The organism is Candidatus Vicinibacter proximus, from assembly GCA_016713905.1.
In the GTDB taxonomy this organism is placed as follows: Bacteria; Bacteroidota; Bacteroidia; order Chitinophagales; family Saprospiraceae; genus Vicinibacter; species Vicinibacter proximus.
On sequence record JADJOE010000001.1, the window covers coordinates 591,364 to 607,767 of the forward strand.

General features: G+C 37.0%; 11 protein-coding genes. 9 read left to right on the forward strand and 2 right to left on the reverse strand.

All coding sequences use genetic code 11. From position 1 onward, the window contains the following. Positions 1-5 precede the first annotated feature (5 nt). The 8 genes from IPJ83_02460 to IPJ83_02495 all read left to right on the forward strand — a co-directional run bounded on the left by IPJ83_02460 (position 6) and on the right by IPJ83_02495 (position 12,361). Positions 6-878: a hypothetical protein gene (locus IPJ83_02460; GenBank protein ID MBK7879411.1), complete on the forward strand. Its 873-nt coding sequence runs from the start codon at positions 6-8 to the stop codon at positions 876-878. Between the two features lie 3 nt (positions 879-881). Beyond that, complete coding sequence (gene secG / locus IPJ83_02465; protein ID MBK7879412.1) at positions 882-1,157, forward strand: preprotein translocase subunit SecG; 276 nt, start codon at positions 882-884, stop codon at positions 1,155-1,157. A gap of 99 nt (positions 1,158-1,256) precedes the next feature. After that, positions 1,257-2,180: a hypothetical protein gene (locus tag IPJ83_02470; GenBank protein ID MBK7879413.1), complete on the forward strand. Its 924-nt coding sequence runs from the start codon at positions 1,257-1,259 to the stop codon at positions 2,178-2,180. Between the two features lie 276 nt (positions 2,181-2,456). Continuing rightward, a complete protein-coding gene (locus tag IPJ83_02475; protein ID MBK7879414.1) occupies positions 2,457-6,179 on the forward strand; it encodes a TonB-dependent receptor in 3,723 nt (1,240 codons plus the stop codon). Positions 6,180-6,295: 116 nt separating this feature from the next. Then, a complete protein-coding gene (locus tag IPJ83_02480) occupies positions 6,296-10,255 on the forward strand; it encodes a hypothetical protein (protein MBK7879415.1) in 3,960 nt (1,319 codons plus the stop codon). 64 nt (positions 10,256-10,319) lie between these two features. Beyond that, positions 10,320-11,360 carry a PorV/PorQ family protein gene (locus IPJ83_02485; protein ID MBK7879416.1) on the forward strand — a complete coding sequence of 347 codons (1,041 nt, stop codon included), beginning with the start codon at positions 10,320-10,322 and terminating at the stop codon, positions 11,358-11,360. Positions 11,361-11,480: 120 nt separating this feature from the next. Continuing rightward, positions 11,481-11,954, forward strand: coding sequence for a transcription elongation factor GreA (gene greA, locus IPJ83_02490; GenBank protein ID MBK7879417.1), 474 nt, complete (start codon positions 11,481-11,483; stop codon positions 11,952-11,954). Continuing rightward, positions 11,954-12,361: an HIT family protein gene (locus tag IPJ83_02495; GenBank protein ID MBK7879418.1), complete on the forward strand. Its 408-nt coding sequence runs from the start codon at positions 11,954-11,956 to the stop codon at positions 12,359-12,361. The genes greA and IPJ83_02495 overlap by 1 nt, the downstream gene beginning before the upstream one ends. A 2-nt stretch (positions 12,362-12,363) precedes the next feature. On the opposite strand, the gene IPJ83_02500 is transcribed toward IPJ83_02495, so the two are convergent. Both IPJ83_02500 and IPJ83_02505 read right to left on the reverse strand, forming a co-directional pair. Beyond that, positions 12,364-13,854, reverse strand: coding sequence for an aminotransferase class V-fold PLP-dependent enzyme (locus IPJ83_02500; GenBank protein MBK7879419.1), 1,491 nt, complete (start codon positions 13,852-13,854; stop codon positions 12,364-12,366). Between the two features lie 78 nt (positions 13,855-13,932). Next, complete coding sequence (locus IPJ83_02505; GenBank protein ID MBK7879420.1) at positions 13,933-15,843, reverse strand: type IIA DNA topoisomerase subunit B; 1,911 nt, start codon at positions 15,841-15,843, stop codon at positions 13,933-13,935. Between the two features lie 130 nt (positions 15,844-15,973). Between IPJ83_02505 and IPJ83_02510 the strand changes: the two genes are divergently transcribed. Further along, the gene (locus tag IPJ83_02510; GenBank protein ID MBK7879421.1) at positions 15,974-16,351 is read left to right on the forward strand and encodes a dihydroneopterin aldolase; all 378 of its coding nucleotides are present in this window, start codon (positions 15,974-15,976) and stop codon (positions 16,349-16,351) included. The last annotated feature ends 53 nt before the right edge of the window (positions 16,352-16,404 follow it).

Below are 16,404 nucleotides of genomic sequence, written 5' to 3' on the forward strand. Positions count from 1 at the left end.
TGGTTATGGAAGAATTAATTATTAAAAAAGAAGACCTTCAGGATTTAGAAATCCTAAAAATGAGATATCCCTTGGCAGGTACTTTTTTCAATCAATTAGATCAAACAAAATCAAATCCAACCAATAATAGATTAGAGGATACCCTTTATCACCACTCTACACATTGGAATAATTTTACCAATATAAATGATCAATCTGTTGAAAATAAAAGTGCAATAGAAAATGTTGGCATTGAATCTGAAAAAAGTGAAACGTTAGAAAAAGCAGTGTCAACTAGGGTGGAACAACCTATAGAAGATTTAACAAACCAGGTGACCCAGGTATCGGTAACTAATTTGGAAACGAAACCAGATGGTCAGAAAATGCGTACTGATTCAATATTAGAATTAGCATCGAAACCTGATACCCACCCAAATGAGAAAAAATTATTAGGCGAAGACGAAATAATTATACCTAAAATTAAGGTTTCTAAAAGCCTGAAAACGCCAGCCCGCAAACTTATTAAATCAAAAGATGCGAAAGTAAAAGTGGACAAGAAAGCTGAAGGACAGTCCTCAAAATTGTCCGAAAATTCAACAGATAGCTTTTATTCTTGGTTGAGCCAGTTGGATTCAAAAGACTCAATAAAAATCAAAGTTCAAAAGCAGTCCGTTCCTAAAACAAAAGCAAAGAGAGGCCCAAAAAAATTGGATGGGATTCAACAACTTGTTGAAGAAAGTCAACACCTTAAAGAAGAAGTAGTTTCAGAAACTTTGGCCCAACTCCTTGATAGACAAGGGCATAAAGAAGAGGCTATTAAAATGTATGAAAAATTGTCCCACAAGTTTCCCGATAAAAGTGCTACCTTTGCAGTCCTTATAAAAAATCTAAAATCCTGATTCATGCTTATTACGCTGATAACCATACTGATAGCCATAGATTGTGTGCTTTTAATTGGAGTCGTATTGATCCAGAATCCAAAAGGAGGAGGGGTTGATTCTACCTTTGGTGGGCAGAGTGCTAATCAAATGTTTGGCGCGGCAAGATCTGCTGATTTTATTGAGAAACTTACCTGGTACTTGGCTGCAATTCTATTTGCTTTGTGCATAATTGTTGCTATAATGGCAGGTTCAGGAGCCGAAGTTGCTCCGTCCATACCGATTCCTCCTCCCCAGTAGTCAATTAAAGCCAATTTTTTTGATTTGGCTTTTAATTTTTATTTCCTGCCAGGGATGCAGGTGATTTATGCATAACTTGCTTCCTGTAAAGTTATGTATATGAAGATTCTGATTACGGATGAAGTACATCCATACTTGATCAGTGGTTTCAAACAAAAAGGATTTTCTGTCGATTACCATCCAAACATTACATTGGAGATGGTCCATAATTTAATTGACAGGTATGAAGGCATCGTTATTAATACAAAGATCAGAATGGATAAGACATTAATTGACAAGGCTATCCATCTCAAATGTGTAGGAAGGCTGGGCTCAGGACTTGACACTCTGGATACACAATATCTTAGTCAAAAGGGGATTCATTATTTTAACACACCTGAAGCTAATTGTCAGGCAGTTGCTGAGATGGCATTGGCAAGTTTTCTTGCACTTGCCAGAAACATTCTCCTCGCAGACCCCGAGCTTAGGAATTTCAATTGGCAAAGAGAGCAAAATAGAGGATTTGAAATAGGATCTATGCATTTTGGTATTTTTGGTGGTGGACATACTGGTCAGGCTTTCATAAAGTTACTCCAACCATTTGACTGTCGAATAATAGTTTATGACCCAAATAAAATGCTTTCATTTGAAAATGAGAAGATTGAGATTGCTAAGAATATGGATGAATTACTGGAATGTTCTGTAATCAGTCTACATGTTGATTTAAATCCAACAACAAAGCACCTTATAAATAAAAAATTTATTGATTCAATGAAACGCCCGTTTTATTTAATCAATACTTCAAGGGGAGCGGTTGTACAAACCAAGGATATAGTAGAAGCCCTGCAGATTGGAAAAATTCTAGGTGCCTGTCTGGATGTTTTTGAAAACGAAAAACCATCAACGTTTAATAATGAAGATGATAAATTGTACTCTAGCCTATACGCTCTAAAAAATGTAATTCTTACGCCACATATAGCTGGTTGGACCTTTGAATCAAAATTAAAAATTGCCGAGGCAATACTAAGGAAATGGCCAGTATAGAATTCAGGATGTAAGTGTTAAAGTTCGTCAGATTAGAAGAATGGGGGCAGCACTTTAAGTCAACTAACGTTTTGGCTTATGGAAGAAAGACATAAATAGTTTGACAAAACCCACATTTATTTAATAAAAATTCACTTTTGATGGAAATTAATTCACTAACACTTAAAATTTTACTCCATGCGTAAAATATTATCTAACAATAAGATATGCCCCAATGATGCTTACTCAAGCGGGTATTTCTTATATTTTCAGGACCCCTTCTTAAAATGGGTTCTTTTGAAAAAACTTAAGAAATACTTAACATTGCAGACTTTTTGTACAAACAAAACAACTTCTAACCACATGAAGCTAAGACTACTATTCATTTTACTGACATTCTTCGCGTTAGGTCCGGTCCTGATGGCCCAAACAAAACTTGAAGGAACAGTCAAAGACAGAGAAACAGGAGAACCACTTATCAATGCTGCAGTTAAGGTATTCAAAGGTAAAGACCTTTACCAAGGGACCATTACCGATTTTGATGGAAACTATAGCATAATTCTGGATCCCGGCAACTATAACGTTGAGGCCAGTTATGCTGGAAATACCCAAAAAATAGAGAGGGTACAGATAAATAGTGGAAAAGTTAACAAATTGGACTTCAGCATTGCCTCCGGAGTGCAGTTAGAAGCAGTTGAAGTAAAAGCTTATAAAGTTCCGATAATTGAAACAGACAAAACCACCAGTGATCAAACCATCACTGCGGAAGACATCAAAACGCTTGGGACACGTAACATCAATGCCATTGCCTCTACTGTATCTGGAGTATCCAGTGTGGATGGAGGAGATGTATCGATCAGAGGAGCCCGAACAGATGGAACGGTTTATTTTTTGGATGGGGTTAGGATCACAGGAAGAGCGCCCTCAGCCGTTGATATTGAACAAGTAACGGTTATTAAAGGGGGACTTGAACCGCAATACGGGGATGTTACCGGTGGGATTATTGCCTTGACAACAAAAGGCCCATCTTCAGAATTTGCCGGATCTATTGAAGGAGAAACTTCTAATTATCTGGATCCCTATGGATATACGTTTCTAAGTGGTAACATAAGTGGTCCTATATACAAAAAGAACAACCGCTCCATTCTTGGTTTCCGATTGTCCGGTCAATATACTAGATTGAAAGATGATGATCCTCCTGCTTTTGGTGACTATTTTGCGAAAGAAAGTACTATTGATCGTCTTTCTAAAGATCCGGTTATTTCTTTTAAAGGAAATCCTGTTACAAATGCCTTCTTTTTGAAAGAAGGGGATGATGTAGAATTTAAGAAGTATAATCTTAATGATGAGAATACTGCCTATGATGTTACTGGAAAACTGGATATAAAACCAAGCCAGAATATTGATTTAACACTTTCCGGAACTTATTCAGATGTTCGAGATCGTTTTGTACCAGGAGATGATATTATTGGTGGAGGTAATTGGCGCTTACTTAATTGGGTAAACAACCCTACTAACCAAAACAATACATATAGAGCTAATCTTAGATTCAGGCACAGACTTGGAAGATTGGCAGATTTGTCACCAGAGGCCCTAGCAAATGCGGAACAGAACAGAAAAATTTCTGTCATACAAAATGCTTATTATACGATTCAATTGGGTTACCAAAATAGAACAGGTTTAAGTCAGGATTTCCGTCACAAGGATAATTTCTTTGATTATGGTTTCGTGGGTCAATTTCAACGTGAATGGCAGCCAATTTTTGACCAAGATCTAATTCATGTGGGTTATATAGATCGGGTGGTAGACTATACGCCAGGAACTGTGAACCCTGCGTTTGCTAATTACAATAAAATTCCAGTAGCAGATACCGGAAATATCCAGTCTTATCCGGCATTTAACGGAAACCTAAGTTCGGCTTTTTCCAATACCTGGGGTGGGATACACACCAATGTAGGAAGTGTTTACAACCGTTACAATAAGTTTGACAATGACCTTTATTCTGCGCAAATTACGAGCGGTTTTGATTTTTTACCCGGAGGTTCAAAAAAAGGTAGACATAATATTCAGTTTGGAATACTTTTGGAACAAAGTATCAATAGAAACTACACTGTAATACCATTCAACCTATGGCGTTATGCACGCTTATTGCAAAATGACCACATCACAGGGGTAGATAGTAATGTAATAATTGGGTACTTTAAAATATTTAACCCTCAAATAGGAGATTCCATTGAAGTTCCAATTAAAAGAACTTTAATTACACCCAAAGATGAATCTAAGTTTTATAAATCCATCAGAGCACTCCAATTTGCCAACATTTCATTGGATTCATCACAATATTTATATGCGGACGTGGATCGGTTTAAACCATCAGACTTGACTCTGGACATGTTCTCAGCAGCTGAGTTGACCGAGCAAAGTGCTTTAGGTTTCAATGGCTTTGATTATTTGGGCAATAAACTAAAATCGAATGTAAAGTTTGAAGATTTCTTCAAGAGAGACGCCAATGGAAGACAGTCATTTGCAGTTGCTCCATTCTCTCCAATATATGCCGCAGGCTATCTTCAGGATAAATTTACTTATAAGGATATTATTTTTAGAGTTGGAGGTCGTGTAGATTACTATGATGCCAACACTAAAGTCTTAAAGGACCCTTACAGTCTTTATGGAATCCTTGGTGCAAAATCCTTTCATGATCAGAAGGGCTCAACAAAACCTTCCACCATTGGAGATGATTTCAAAGTTTACTTGGTTGAACCAGGAGCACCTGACGTAAAAGCTTATCGGGATGGTGACCAGTGGTATTTTTCCAATGGTACTGCAGCTAATAACTCCCTGGCTATATTCGGAGATAACAACCTTGTGAATCCGGCATATATTCAACCATCAGATAGTCTCAGGACCATTCGTGGTCAGTATTTTAAAGTTGATGAATCCTTTGAAGATTACAAACCACAAATCAATTGGATGCCTCGTATTGCATTCTCTTTTCCAATTTCTGATGATGCCAACTTTTTTGCGCATTATGATATTTTGGTTCAGAGACCAACATCTGACAATTTTGTATCTCCTTTATCATATTATTATTGGGATATAAATGGTAGAACGCCAAGTGCAAACGGAAATCTGAGGCCATCTAGGAAAGTTGATTATGAGGTTGGATTTCAACAAAAAATTACAAATTCCTCTTCTGTGGTGTTTTCAGCTTATTACAATGAGTTGAGAGATATGATTCAGATTACTACGCTAAGTAAAGTTGCTACAGTAGGAACCTATAATACATTTAGAAATCTAGATTTTGGAACCGTAAAAGGATTCAACTTCACTTATGATTTACGTAGAGTGAATAATTTTGAATTCAACGCGGCGTATACTTTACAATTTGCAGATGGAACAGGATCAGATGCTCGCTCTCAAGAAGGCTTGACAGGAAAAGGTATCAACATCAGAAATATATTCCCTTTTAATTATGATGAGAGACATCGATTCTCATTTAGTGCGGATTACAGGTATGCTTCTGGCAAACAGTACAACGGTCCTAGAATAGGAGGTCTTGATATCTTAGCCAATACTGGGGTTAACCTACTTTTGGTTACTGCTTCTGGACGGCCATATTCACCGGGTTTGAACGTGGTCAGATATGATGGTTCAGGTTATAGAGGATCTATTAATGGAGCCAGACTCCCTTGGAATTTCAACATTGACTTCCGCGCTGATAAGTATATTCAACTAACCAAATCGGATGCAAAGCATCCTTTGTTTTTGAATGTTTATTGTAGGGTGCAAAATTTGTTGAATACAAAAAATGTAATAGGATTATATAGAGGTTCTTCCGATGCAGCAGATGATGGATATTTGGCTTCCGGAAGGGGGGCAAATGATATTAATTCTGCCATCCAAACTTATGGACAGGAAAACCTTCAGTATTTTATTGATTCTTACAATTGGGCTTTGTTAAATCCTGACTTTTATACCTTACCGAGGAGGATTTACATAGGAGCCATTTTTGAATTTTAATTTAATCATTATTGAAATCATTCGACATGAAGAATAAATTTTTATTTTCTATAATATCGCTAATACTTAGCGTCCAGGTTTTTGCACATATCCCTAAAAATTTGCAAAAACCACCAATGAAAAGTAAAACCCTTTCTACCAGAAATGGATCTTGTGCACCTGCAACCAAACAAATAGATCAGGAGATCAACAACGTACGCGCCAGACTTTTAAATGGCGGTGATGTTTGGTGGGATTTGAATAGAGGTAGATACGTTGTCCCAAAGATCGAAGCCGGATCCGGAAAGCTTGAAGTGTCTTCACTTTATGCAGGTGGTGTTTGGGTTGGAGGATATGATCCTGCGGGAGCACTAAAATTTATGGGGCAGACCTACCGTAGATCTACAGAGAATGATTGTTGGCCAGGTCCTTTAATGGATAATGGTGAAACATGTGCAGAGGATTGTTTGAACTGGGATCAGTTTTTTAAAGTTTCAGGGGAAAATATAACTAAGTTGAAGAAGGCATGGGCAACTGCCCAAAAAGAAGGTCGGTCAGAATTAAACCGGTCAGAAATTCCTCTCGACATTCTATATTGGCCGGCGAAAGGAAATCCATATTTTGAGGCAAGATATGGTTTTAAATTACCCGATGCGAGACAGGGTTTAGCTTTATTTGATGATCTGAATTTTAATAAAACATTTGAACCTCAATTTGGGGAATATCCAATCATTGATATTCGTGGATGTCCGCTTGGAATTTTTCCTGATGAGATGATTTTTTGGATTTATAATGATGCCGGAGGAATTCACACCAATACACAGGGCGACCCTATTCGGATGGAAGTTCAGGTGCAGACTTTTGCTTTCAGAACAGCAGATGAGTTGAATGACATGACCTTTCAAAGGTATAAATTGATCAATCGTGCCCCACAGGATATTAGAGACTGCTACTTTGCTATGTGGATTGATCCGGATCTCGGGTGCTACAGCGATGATTATGTGGGATGCGACACTACTTTAGTTTTTAGAGCAAAAGATTCTGCATTCAGACAAAGAGACCTGATGTATATTTATAACATTGATGCATCAGATGGAAGTAATGGTTGTACCTGTGAGCGGAGTGTGAATACATATTGTAACAATATTCCAATTTTAGGGGTGGATTATTTTAGAGGACCTCTCGATGAAAATGGCAACGAGTTAGGTATGACTTATTTTATGTATTACAACGGGCTTGGATTAGGTGGAAATCCACCCCCAAATACCACTGACCCGACCACTTCCCAGGAATTTTATAATTATATTACGGGAAAGTGGAAGGATGGCTCTCCACTTACTGTCGGCGGGAATGGATACAATCCAGGTAGTACAAATGTAACTCGCTATGCCTTTCCTGGTGCGCCAAATAACCAGTCCGGTTGGAGCATGTGTAGTACAAATGGTGGTAGTGGCGCCGGTGAAGGTGATAGACGTACCATTCAGGCATCCGGTCCGCTTGTGTTGCAGCCTGGTGCTGTAAATGAATTGATCATTGGGGTTCCTTGGGTACCTGATCAGGTTTATCCTTGTCCAAGTCTTGATGAATTATTGAAAGCAGACCAGTTATGTCAGGATCTTTTTGATAATTGCTTTAAGCTAAAAGATGGACCTACTGCACCTGATGTTGATTTTGTGGAATTGGATCAGGAAATTATCATTCTGTTAAGCAATGATCCAAGTTCTAATAATTTTAACGAAGGACACGAAGAAGCTGGCTTGGGAGTACCTCCAGGAAGGGATGCCTTTTACAGATTCGAAGGATATAGGATATTTCAAATGTCCGGTCCTGATGTTTCTCTTTCAGATAAATCTTTGAATGACCCTTCTTTGGTAAGAGAGATCTTTACTGTGGACGTCAAGAATAAAATTAAAAAAGTATATAACTGGGATGGATTGAAAAATCCAAATCCAAGCACAACACATCCTATTGTCTACTATCCTGTGGAAAAAGTCTCTGGTTTGGATGAAGGAGTAAGACATAGTTTTAGTGTTAAGGATGATGCTTTTGCGACAGGCATTAATAATTCCCTTATCAATCATAAGAAGTATTACTTCCTGGTGGTAGCGTACAGCTACAATAACTACGAAGACTTTAATCCTAAAGAAAATACAGGTCAAAGAGTTCAGTATTGTCTAGGCCGCTTAAATGTTGGCCCGAATGGAGATGGTAAGCCTTATGGTGCAACCCCAAGACCCCAGATCTATGAATTGGTTAATTCAAAATATGGAGAAGGGTTACCTATCACTCGTTTGGATGGACATGGTGCGGGAAACAGTTTTTTAAGATTGGCCGAAGGTATGCATGATAAAATTTTAAATGGTAGTTTCAATGGTGTAATAGATTATCAAGCTGGTTCAGGACCAATTGAAGTAAAAGTGGTTAATCCATTAAAAGTCCAAAATGGGGAATATGAATTAAAATTTGTAGATGCTTTACCAAATAATGGTAAGTTGGATGAGCCTGTTACCTGGAGTTTAAAAAACATAGCTGATCCGGCAAAAGTAATTGAATCAACATCCTCCATCAACAAGTTTAACGAACAGATTATTGCCGAACTAGGAATTTCTGTAGGTATCGTTCAAACCGGTGATGCAGGTAGTGATCCACTAGGATCAAATGGAATTATTGAGTCAGGATTAGAGCAAGAATATAAAGACCCAAATGGTACCATTTGGTTTTTAGCCCAACCTGATAATAATGGACCATTTACCGATTTTATTAAAACAGCATTGGGACCAAATACATTGTATAATCTTGATCCTCAGGATAAATTTGCAAATCTTGGAGATGGTAACATCAATGGTGCATGGTATCCTTATAGAATGGTTACCGGGGATACCTTGAATTTTACTCCTGCCTGGATGGGTGGTTTTAACAAGACAATCGTTTCCTCAATAATGAAATTGGATTCACTGAATAATGTAGATATTGTTTTTACGTCTGATAAATCAAAATGGTCAAGATGCGTTGTACTTGAATCATGGAATTCAAACAACGGTTCAGAAACCGAGCCAACATTTGGACTTAAAAATTTTGGCGTAAAGCAGCTACCTTCTGTAGGTAAAAATGATGCAGATGGAGATGGTTATGCTGATCCGGATGGAGCACTTGACAATTCAGGAAAGCCACTTACAGGCATGGGTTGGTTCCCGGGTTATGCAATTGATGCTGAAACTGGTAAAAGGTTGAATATTTTCTTTTCTGAAAATTCTTTTTACTCTACGGAAAATGCACTCATTCAGCCTTGTTTAAAAAACCAGAAGGGAGTGGGAAATGACTTGATGTGGAATCCAACTGATCAAATTTTTGCAGATGCAAGTTGTGGTTTACAAGGTTTTCTTAATTTGGTTTTTGGTGGCCATCACTATATCTATGTTACAAAGCAAAAGTATGATTCTTGTACAGCTCTCAGAACCAGGTTGTCAAATCCAACAAATACCAACATGAGTTTTGCCATCCGGGAAATCACCTGGTGTACAATGCCTTTGATGTTTACCAATACAAGTTTACTTCCGTTAGGTAATGGATCCACAGGATTAATTCCAAACGATGTTACTTTCAGATTAAGGGTGGATAATCCATACCAGGTTTCTTATGGAACCAATGAAAATTTTGGTCACAATTTATACCGCTTTAAAATTGACGGAAAACAGGCAGGTTTAGTTTCTACTAAAGAAGCTTATGAGAATGCACTGGAAGATGTGAACGTTGTTCCAAATCCTTATTATGGATTTTCCAATTATGAATCCGGACAATTTAGCAATGTCGTAAAAATAACCAATGTTCCACCTAAATGTCAAGTAACCATATATTCAATTGATGGAAAGTTCATCAAGGAGTATAACCGTGATGAAAAACCAGTAAAAATTGTCAGTGGCAGGGGAATTACTGAAAGACAAATTGGTCCGGATATTGAATGGGATTTGACCAACTTCAGGGGGATTCCTGTGAGTAGTGGAGCCTATTTGATTTACATAAGACAACCAGATACAGGGGCAGAAAGAATTGTTAAGTGGTTTGGTGTTGCAAGAAAATTTGACCCGTCTGGATTATAAAATTATTTTGTGAGAGTCTGTTTCAGGACAGACTCTCCTTTCTTAATTAAATAAAGAAACTGATATGAATAAATTTTTACCATATGTAATTTTAGGCTTCATGACTTTAACTCTTGAAGCACTTTTTGCTGGCAATCCTGACAGACAAGGGGAGGCTGGTGCTTATGAATTACTCATTAATCCATGGGCAAGGGGATCGGCGATGAATAGCCTGAATGCTTCATATGCTAAAGGTGTTGAAGCCATGCGTGTAAATATATCCGGCCTTGGAAGAATTAAGCATTCTCAAGCACTTGCAGGGCATACCAGATGGTTGGTGCCAAGTGGCGTTACCATTAATTCATTTGGCTATGCCACTAAAGTAGGAAAGAATGGTGCTATAGGCATAGAGCTTATGTCTTTGAGCTTTGGTGACATTAAAGTGACGACAACTACAGCTCCTGAGGGTACTGGTGCTACCTACAGTCCAAATTTCTTCAACTTAGGGGTGGGCTATTCCCATAATTTTGGCGAAAAAGTATCTGTGGGCATATTGGTTAGAGGAGTGTCTGAAAGTATCCAAGATCTTAGTGCATTTGGTTTTGCCATTGATGGAGGCGTTCAATATGTTACAGGTCCTGAAAATAATTTTCATTTAGGAATTGCCATACGGAATGTGGGAAGCCCAATGAGATTTGGAGGAGAGGGATTATCCACACAATTGACTAGTCCAGAAAATACCGCCTTGACTTATGACGTTCGTTTGTCAAATTTTGAACTTCCTTCATTGCTGCATCTCGGATTGTCTTATGATTTTATTTTTGGAAATCTGATGACTGTTAGTCCAGTTGCGAATTTTACTTCAAATTCATTTGGCAGGGATGTAATTGGTGCTGGTGCAGAGCTCATGATTAAGGATATTTTTGGCGTAAGAGCATCCTATGTTTATGAAATAGGAGATGCTGCTGGTGCAGGCGATGGTGCTTATACCGGATTGGGTGCAGGGCTAAGTATAAATATACCTATGGATAAAAAGGGTAATAATATACTTGCAGTTGATTATGGTTATAGACCAACCAATCCGTTTTCAGGAACTCATAATATTGGCCTCGGCTTGAATTTTTAAACTAATTGGAAACTTAACGAGACTTTATATCGTTATCTAATAACTTATTTAGACAGCTAAAGAACGTTTCCTGACAAAGGGGAACGTTCTTTCGTTTTTTATTTGGCAAACAAAACCCTTATGACTACATTAAATTATTTAACCCAGGAGGGGTACGATAGGATGAAGATTGAATTGGACCATCTCAAGACCATTGGCAGGCAAGATGTAGCAAAAGCCATTTCTGAAGCTCGGGAAAAAGGGGACTTATCCGAAAATGCGGAATATCATGCCGCAAAAGATGCTCAAGGTATGCTTGAGTTAAAAATTAATGAACTGGAAAAGAAGTTGATGAACGTAAGGATCATCGATGAAAGTGCAATAGATACTTCAAAAGTGGTTTTGATGACGAATGTTCGTTTATTAAATCATAAAGTCAACAAAGAGATTATTTACAAAATAGTATCCGAAGCAGAGTCCGATATTAAAGCCAGTAAAATATCTGCAAGTTCTCCCATAGGACAAGGTCTCTTGGGAAAAAAAGTAGGAGATAAAGCTACTATTGAAACTCCAGGTGGGACAATGATTTTGGAAATCTTAGAAATTACTGCTTAATGGCCAGTATTTTTTCAAAAATAATATCAGGGGAGATACCTTGTTATAAGGTTGCAGAAACTGCTAATTGTTTTGCATTTTTAGATGTAAAGCCATTAGCCAAGGGACATTTACTAGTGGTTCCAAAATCCGAAATTGATAATTTTTTTGATTTAGGGGACGAGCATTATGTTGAAATTAATCTTTTTGCAAAGGAATTGGCAAAATCCTTAGCCTTAGTTGTCCCATGTATTAAAGTTGGTATGGCTGTGATAGGCCTGGAAGTTGCCCATGCACACATCCATTTAGTGCCAATCAATAAGATTAGTGATTTAAACTTTAACAATCCAAGAGTTGAATTAGATCATGCGCAAATGACTGCAATTGCTGCTGCTATTGCAGAGGAATATGAAAGAGGGACAAAATAATCCTAACTTTTAGTATACAGATTTTTCGTATTAAACCAGTCTTCTACTTTATTATTGACCCATTGATCTTTAGTTGGATCTTTATAAGTGATTATATTTTTCTTTAGGTCGAGTGTGTAGTCATTTGCCCACGCTATGTGATTTGTGTTAAGGTCTTTGAGGCAATGGATGATAAATTTTACTTCTTCATTTGTAGTAGTAGGATGAAGAGATAATCTTATCCATCCAGCTTTAGAAGAATAATCCCCTGCGTTAATCATTTCTGTTACTACTTTTGAATATTCCTTATCAATATTCAAAATATAATGTCCATAAGTTCCTGCACAAGAGCAACCTCCCCTCACTTGAATTCCGAAACGATCATTTAACATTTTCACACCAAGGTTGTAGTGCAAACCCTCTATGTAAAATGAAACTACACAAAGTCTTTCTTTGTGCTTTGCTTCAAGAATATGAAAACCCTCCAAATTATTTAATTCTAACCACAACATATCCACGATCTCCTGTTCTCTTTTCTTTATATTCTCAATGCCCATTTCTTCCTTCAATCGGATACACAATGAAGTTCTGATGGTTTGTAGAAATGCAGGTGTCCCACCATCTTCCCTCGATTCAATGTCATCCAGATATTTATGCTCTCCCCAGGGATTGGTCCAATCCACTGTTCCTCCACCCGGGTTGTCCGGAATTTTATTTTGATACAAGTTTTTATTAAAAATTAAAATGCCAGTGGATCCCGGACCTCCAAGGAACTTGTGTGGAGAAAAGTAAATTGCATCTAGTTTTTCATTCGGATCTGTTGGATGCATATTAATTTCAACGTAGGGTGCACTGCATGCAAAATCTACAAAACAGAATCCACCGACTGCATGAATCATGGATGCAATTTTGTGGTATGGAGTAAAAATTCCGGTAACATTTGAACAAGATGTAACTGCTGCAAATTTAATTTTCCTCGATTTATATTTATCTAATAGCAATTGAAAATAATCGAGGTCAACTAATCCATTAGTATCCGGCTGGATTATTTCAACATCAGCTATTGTCTCTAACCAACTGGTTTGGTTGGAATGGTGTTCCATATGCGTAATAAAAACAACCGGTCTTTCTGTTTCCTCAATTTTAATATGATCTTTAAATTTTTCATGAAGCCTTAAACCCAGAATTCTTTGAAATTTATTCACCACTCCAGTCATTCCAGAGTATGAGGATATTATCAAGTCATCAGAAGAGGCATTTACATGTTTTTTAATAATGTGCAAAGCTTTATGATAGGCCTCAGTCATTGCTTTACCCGTACTGTTTGTTTCGGTGTGGGTATTTGCTACAAAAGGGTAGATATTTTCCTGAAAATGATCTTCAATGGGTTTGTACATTCTGCCACTTGCAGTCCAATCAGCATATAATAATTTTAGCTTATTAGAAAAGGGACTCTCAATGAATTGATTTATTCCAATTATACCTTTTCTGAATTGTTTAAAATATTCCTCCATAAGACAAAGCTAAGGAGAAATGAAATTAAGTTTATGACTTATAGTCCGTTAATTTTTGCTATGCCCTCTGCAAATTTATTAAGAAACCAACTCTTCCTGAATTTCGGCATCCACGTTTAATGTATCCATTTCATCAGGTTTTAATTGGTCGATATCTACCCGGAGATTACCAATAATAAAATCCTGACGTTCGGGTGTATTTTTTCCCATGTAATAGCCAAGAATAGTTTCAATATGACTGTCTTCATTCAATATAACCGGTTCAAGTCTAATGTCTGGACCTATAAAATTTCCAAACTCTTCAGGGCTAATTTCACCTAATCCTTTAAATCGTGTAATTTCAGCTTTACCTCGTAAATTTTTAATAGCTTCTTGCTTTTCTTTTTCGGAGTAACAATAAAAAGTTTGTCTTTTATCTCTAACTCTGAATAATGGTGTTTCTAAAATGAATAGATGTCCATTTCTTACTAATTCCGGAAAGAACTGAAGAAAAAATGTAAGCAGTAAAAGTCGAATGTGCATACCATCCACATCGGCATCGGTTGCAATCACAACTTTGTTGAACCTTAAGTTTTCAATACCGTCTTCAATATCTAAAGCATGTTGTAAAAGATTCAGCTCTTCGTTTTCGTAGACAATTTTTTTTGTCATTCCAAAACAATTCAGGGGTTTACCCCGCAAGGAAAAAACTGCCTGAGATTCCACATTTCTTGATTTAGTTATGGATCCACTAGCAGAATCTCCCTCAGTGATGAAAAGAGTGGAATTATCCCTAATTTCCGATTTCATTTTAGAATCTGTAAGATGTACCCTACAGTCTCTTAGTTTTTTATTGTGAAGATTTGCTTTTTTTGCTCTTTGATTGGCTAGTTTTTTAATTCCTGCGATTTCTTTTCTCTCACGCTCAGATTGAAGAATTCTACTCAGCATTTCTTTAGCCGTTTCAGGTGTTTTATGCAGGTAGTTATTTAATTCTTTACTGATGAAATCCATAATAAAAGACCTTAGGGATGCCCCATCAGGCGAAATAGTTGTAGATCCCAATTTGGTTTTGGTTTGAGATTCAAATACAGGTTCTTCAATCCTCACAGAAATTGCCCCAATAATTCCAGTATGAATGTCTTTTACATCAAAATCTTTTTTATAAAATTCGCGCACTGTTTTGACAATAGCTTCCCTGAAATAATTTAGGTGGGTCCCACCTTGTGAAGTATATTGTCCATTTACAAAACTGTAGTACTGTTCGCCATATTGTAAACCATGTGTTATTACCACCTCTATATCTTCGCCTTTTAAATGAATCAATGGGTAGTGGATTGTCTCTCCATCCGTTCGGCGTTCAAGCATATCTTTCAACCCATTTTTAGAGACGTAAGTTTTATTGAGATAATGTATTCTCAGTCCGGCATTCAGGTATGCATAGTGCCAAATCCTGCTCTCAATAAATTCGTGTATAAATCTGAATTTCGTAAAAATTTTATCGTCAGGTCTGAAAACTATAGTCGTTCCATTGGGCTCATCCACTGTTTTGAGGTTATACTCTTTGGTAAGATTCCCATAACTAAACTCAGCAACTTTACATTTCCCTTCTCTAACAGATTGAACCATAAAATAGGAAGAAAGTGCATTTACCGCTTTTGTACCTACTCCATTTAATCCAACAGATTTTTTAAACGCCTTTGAATCATATTTTCCCCCCGTGTTAATCTGAGATACACATTCAATTACTTTTCCTAAAGGAATTCCTCTCCCATAGTCTCTAACAGAAACTAATCCATCGTTTATTTCAATATCTACTTCTTTACCATAGCCCATTACATACTCATCAATGCAATTGTCAATGACTTCTTTTAAAAGAATGTATATGCCATCATCTATGCTGCTGCCATCTCCCAGCTTTCCAATGTACATGCCGGGCCTAAGTCGGATATGTTCTTTCCAGTCAAGCGATCTAATATTTTCTTCTGTATAACTATGTTGCAGTGCCATATTGGGTACATTTAGATTTGCAAATATAAAACATATTATAATATTTTTTAATTTGAAATGCAGGAGAAGATTTTATGAAAAAATCCTTGAAGTTATACCAAGGAATTAATGTGCCCTGTACATTTGACCTATGGCAAGAACAGTAAATTATACTATTGAGTTGAACCACCTCAAATTTTATGTCAAGCATGGTGTTTATTCTTTCGAGAAAGAAATAAGACAATGTTTCATGGTGGATCTAAAATTAAATGTTGGACTTCCCATAGAACAAAAAATAGAACTCCAAAATACTGTGGACTATACGGAAGTATATAATTTGGTTAAACAAATAATAGAAACCCAGGAAGATTTATTGGAAAACCTGGTTTTAAAGATTTTACATGCAATTCTAAGACAATATTATAGCGTAAGTTCTTGCACATGCAGAATAGAAAAATTTCCCCAATTGGGAGGTCAGGGCTCAGTTGCAATATGTCTTAGTCTTGATCAAGAAAAGTTTATAAAATAATTCTGGTGAAATAACCCTCCCAAATTCAGTTAACAAATATTAGTAGGATAATC

Bases quoted from the DNA above. Each gene is read 5' to 3' on its own strand.
- IPJ83_02495 (MBK7879418.1), top strand. From the start codon at position 11,954: ATGGCCAGTATTTTTTCAAAAATAATATCAGGGGAGATACCTTGTTAT.
- IPJ83_02485 (MBK7879416.1), top strand. From the start codon at position 10,320: ATGAATAAATTTTTACCATATGTAATTTTAGGCTTCATGACTTTAACT.
- IPJ83_02505 (MBK7879420.1), bottom strand. From the start codon at position 15,843: ATGGCACTGCAACATAGTTATACAGAAGAAAATATTAGATCGCTTGAC.
- IPJ83_02460 (MBK7879411.1), top strand. From the start codon at position 6: ATGGAAGAATTAATTATTAAAAAAGAAGACCTTCAGGATTTAGAAATC.
- greA (MBK7879417.1), top strand. From the start codon at position 11,481: ATGACTACATTAAATTATTTAACCCAGGAGGGGTACGATAGGATGAAG.
- secG (MBK7879412.1), top strand. From the start codon at position 882: ATGCTTATTACGCTGATAACCATACTGATAGCCATAGATTGTGTGCTT.
- IPJ83_02470 (MBK7879413.1), top strand. From the start codon at position 1,257: ATGAAGATTCTGATTACGGATGAAGTACATCCATACTTGATCAGTGGT.
- IPJ83_02480 (MBK7879415.1), top strand. From the start codon at position 6,296: ATGAAAAGTAAAACCCTTTCTACCAGAAATGGATCTTGTGCACCTGCA.
- IPJ83_02500 (MBK7879419.1), bottom strand. From the start codon at position 13,854: ATGGAGGAATATTTTAAACAATTCAGAAAAGGTATAATTGGAATAAAT.
- IPJ83_02510 (MBK7879421.1), top strand. From the start codon at position 15,974: ATGGCAAGAACAGTAAATTATACTATTGAGTTGAACCACCTCAAATTT.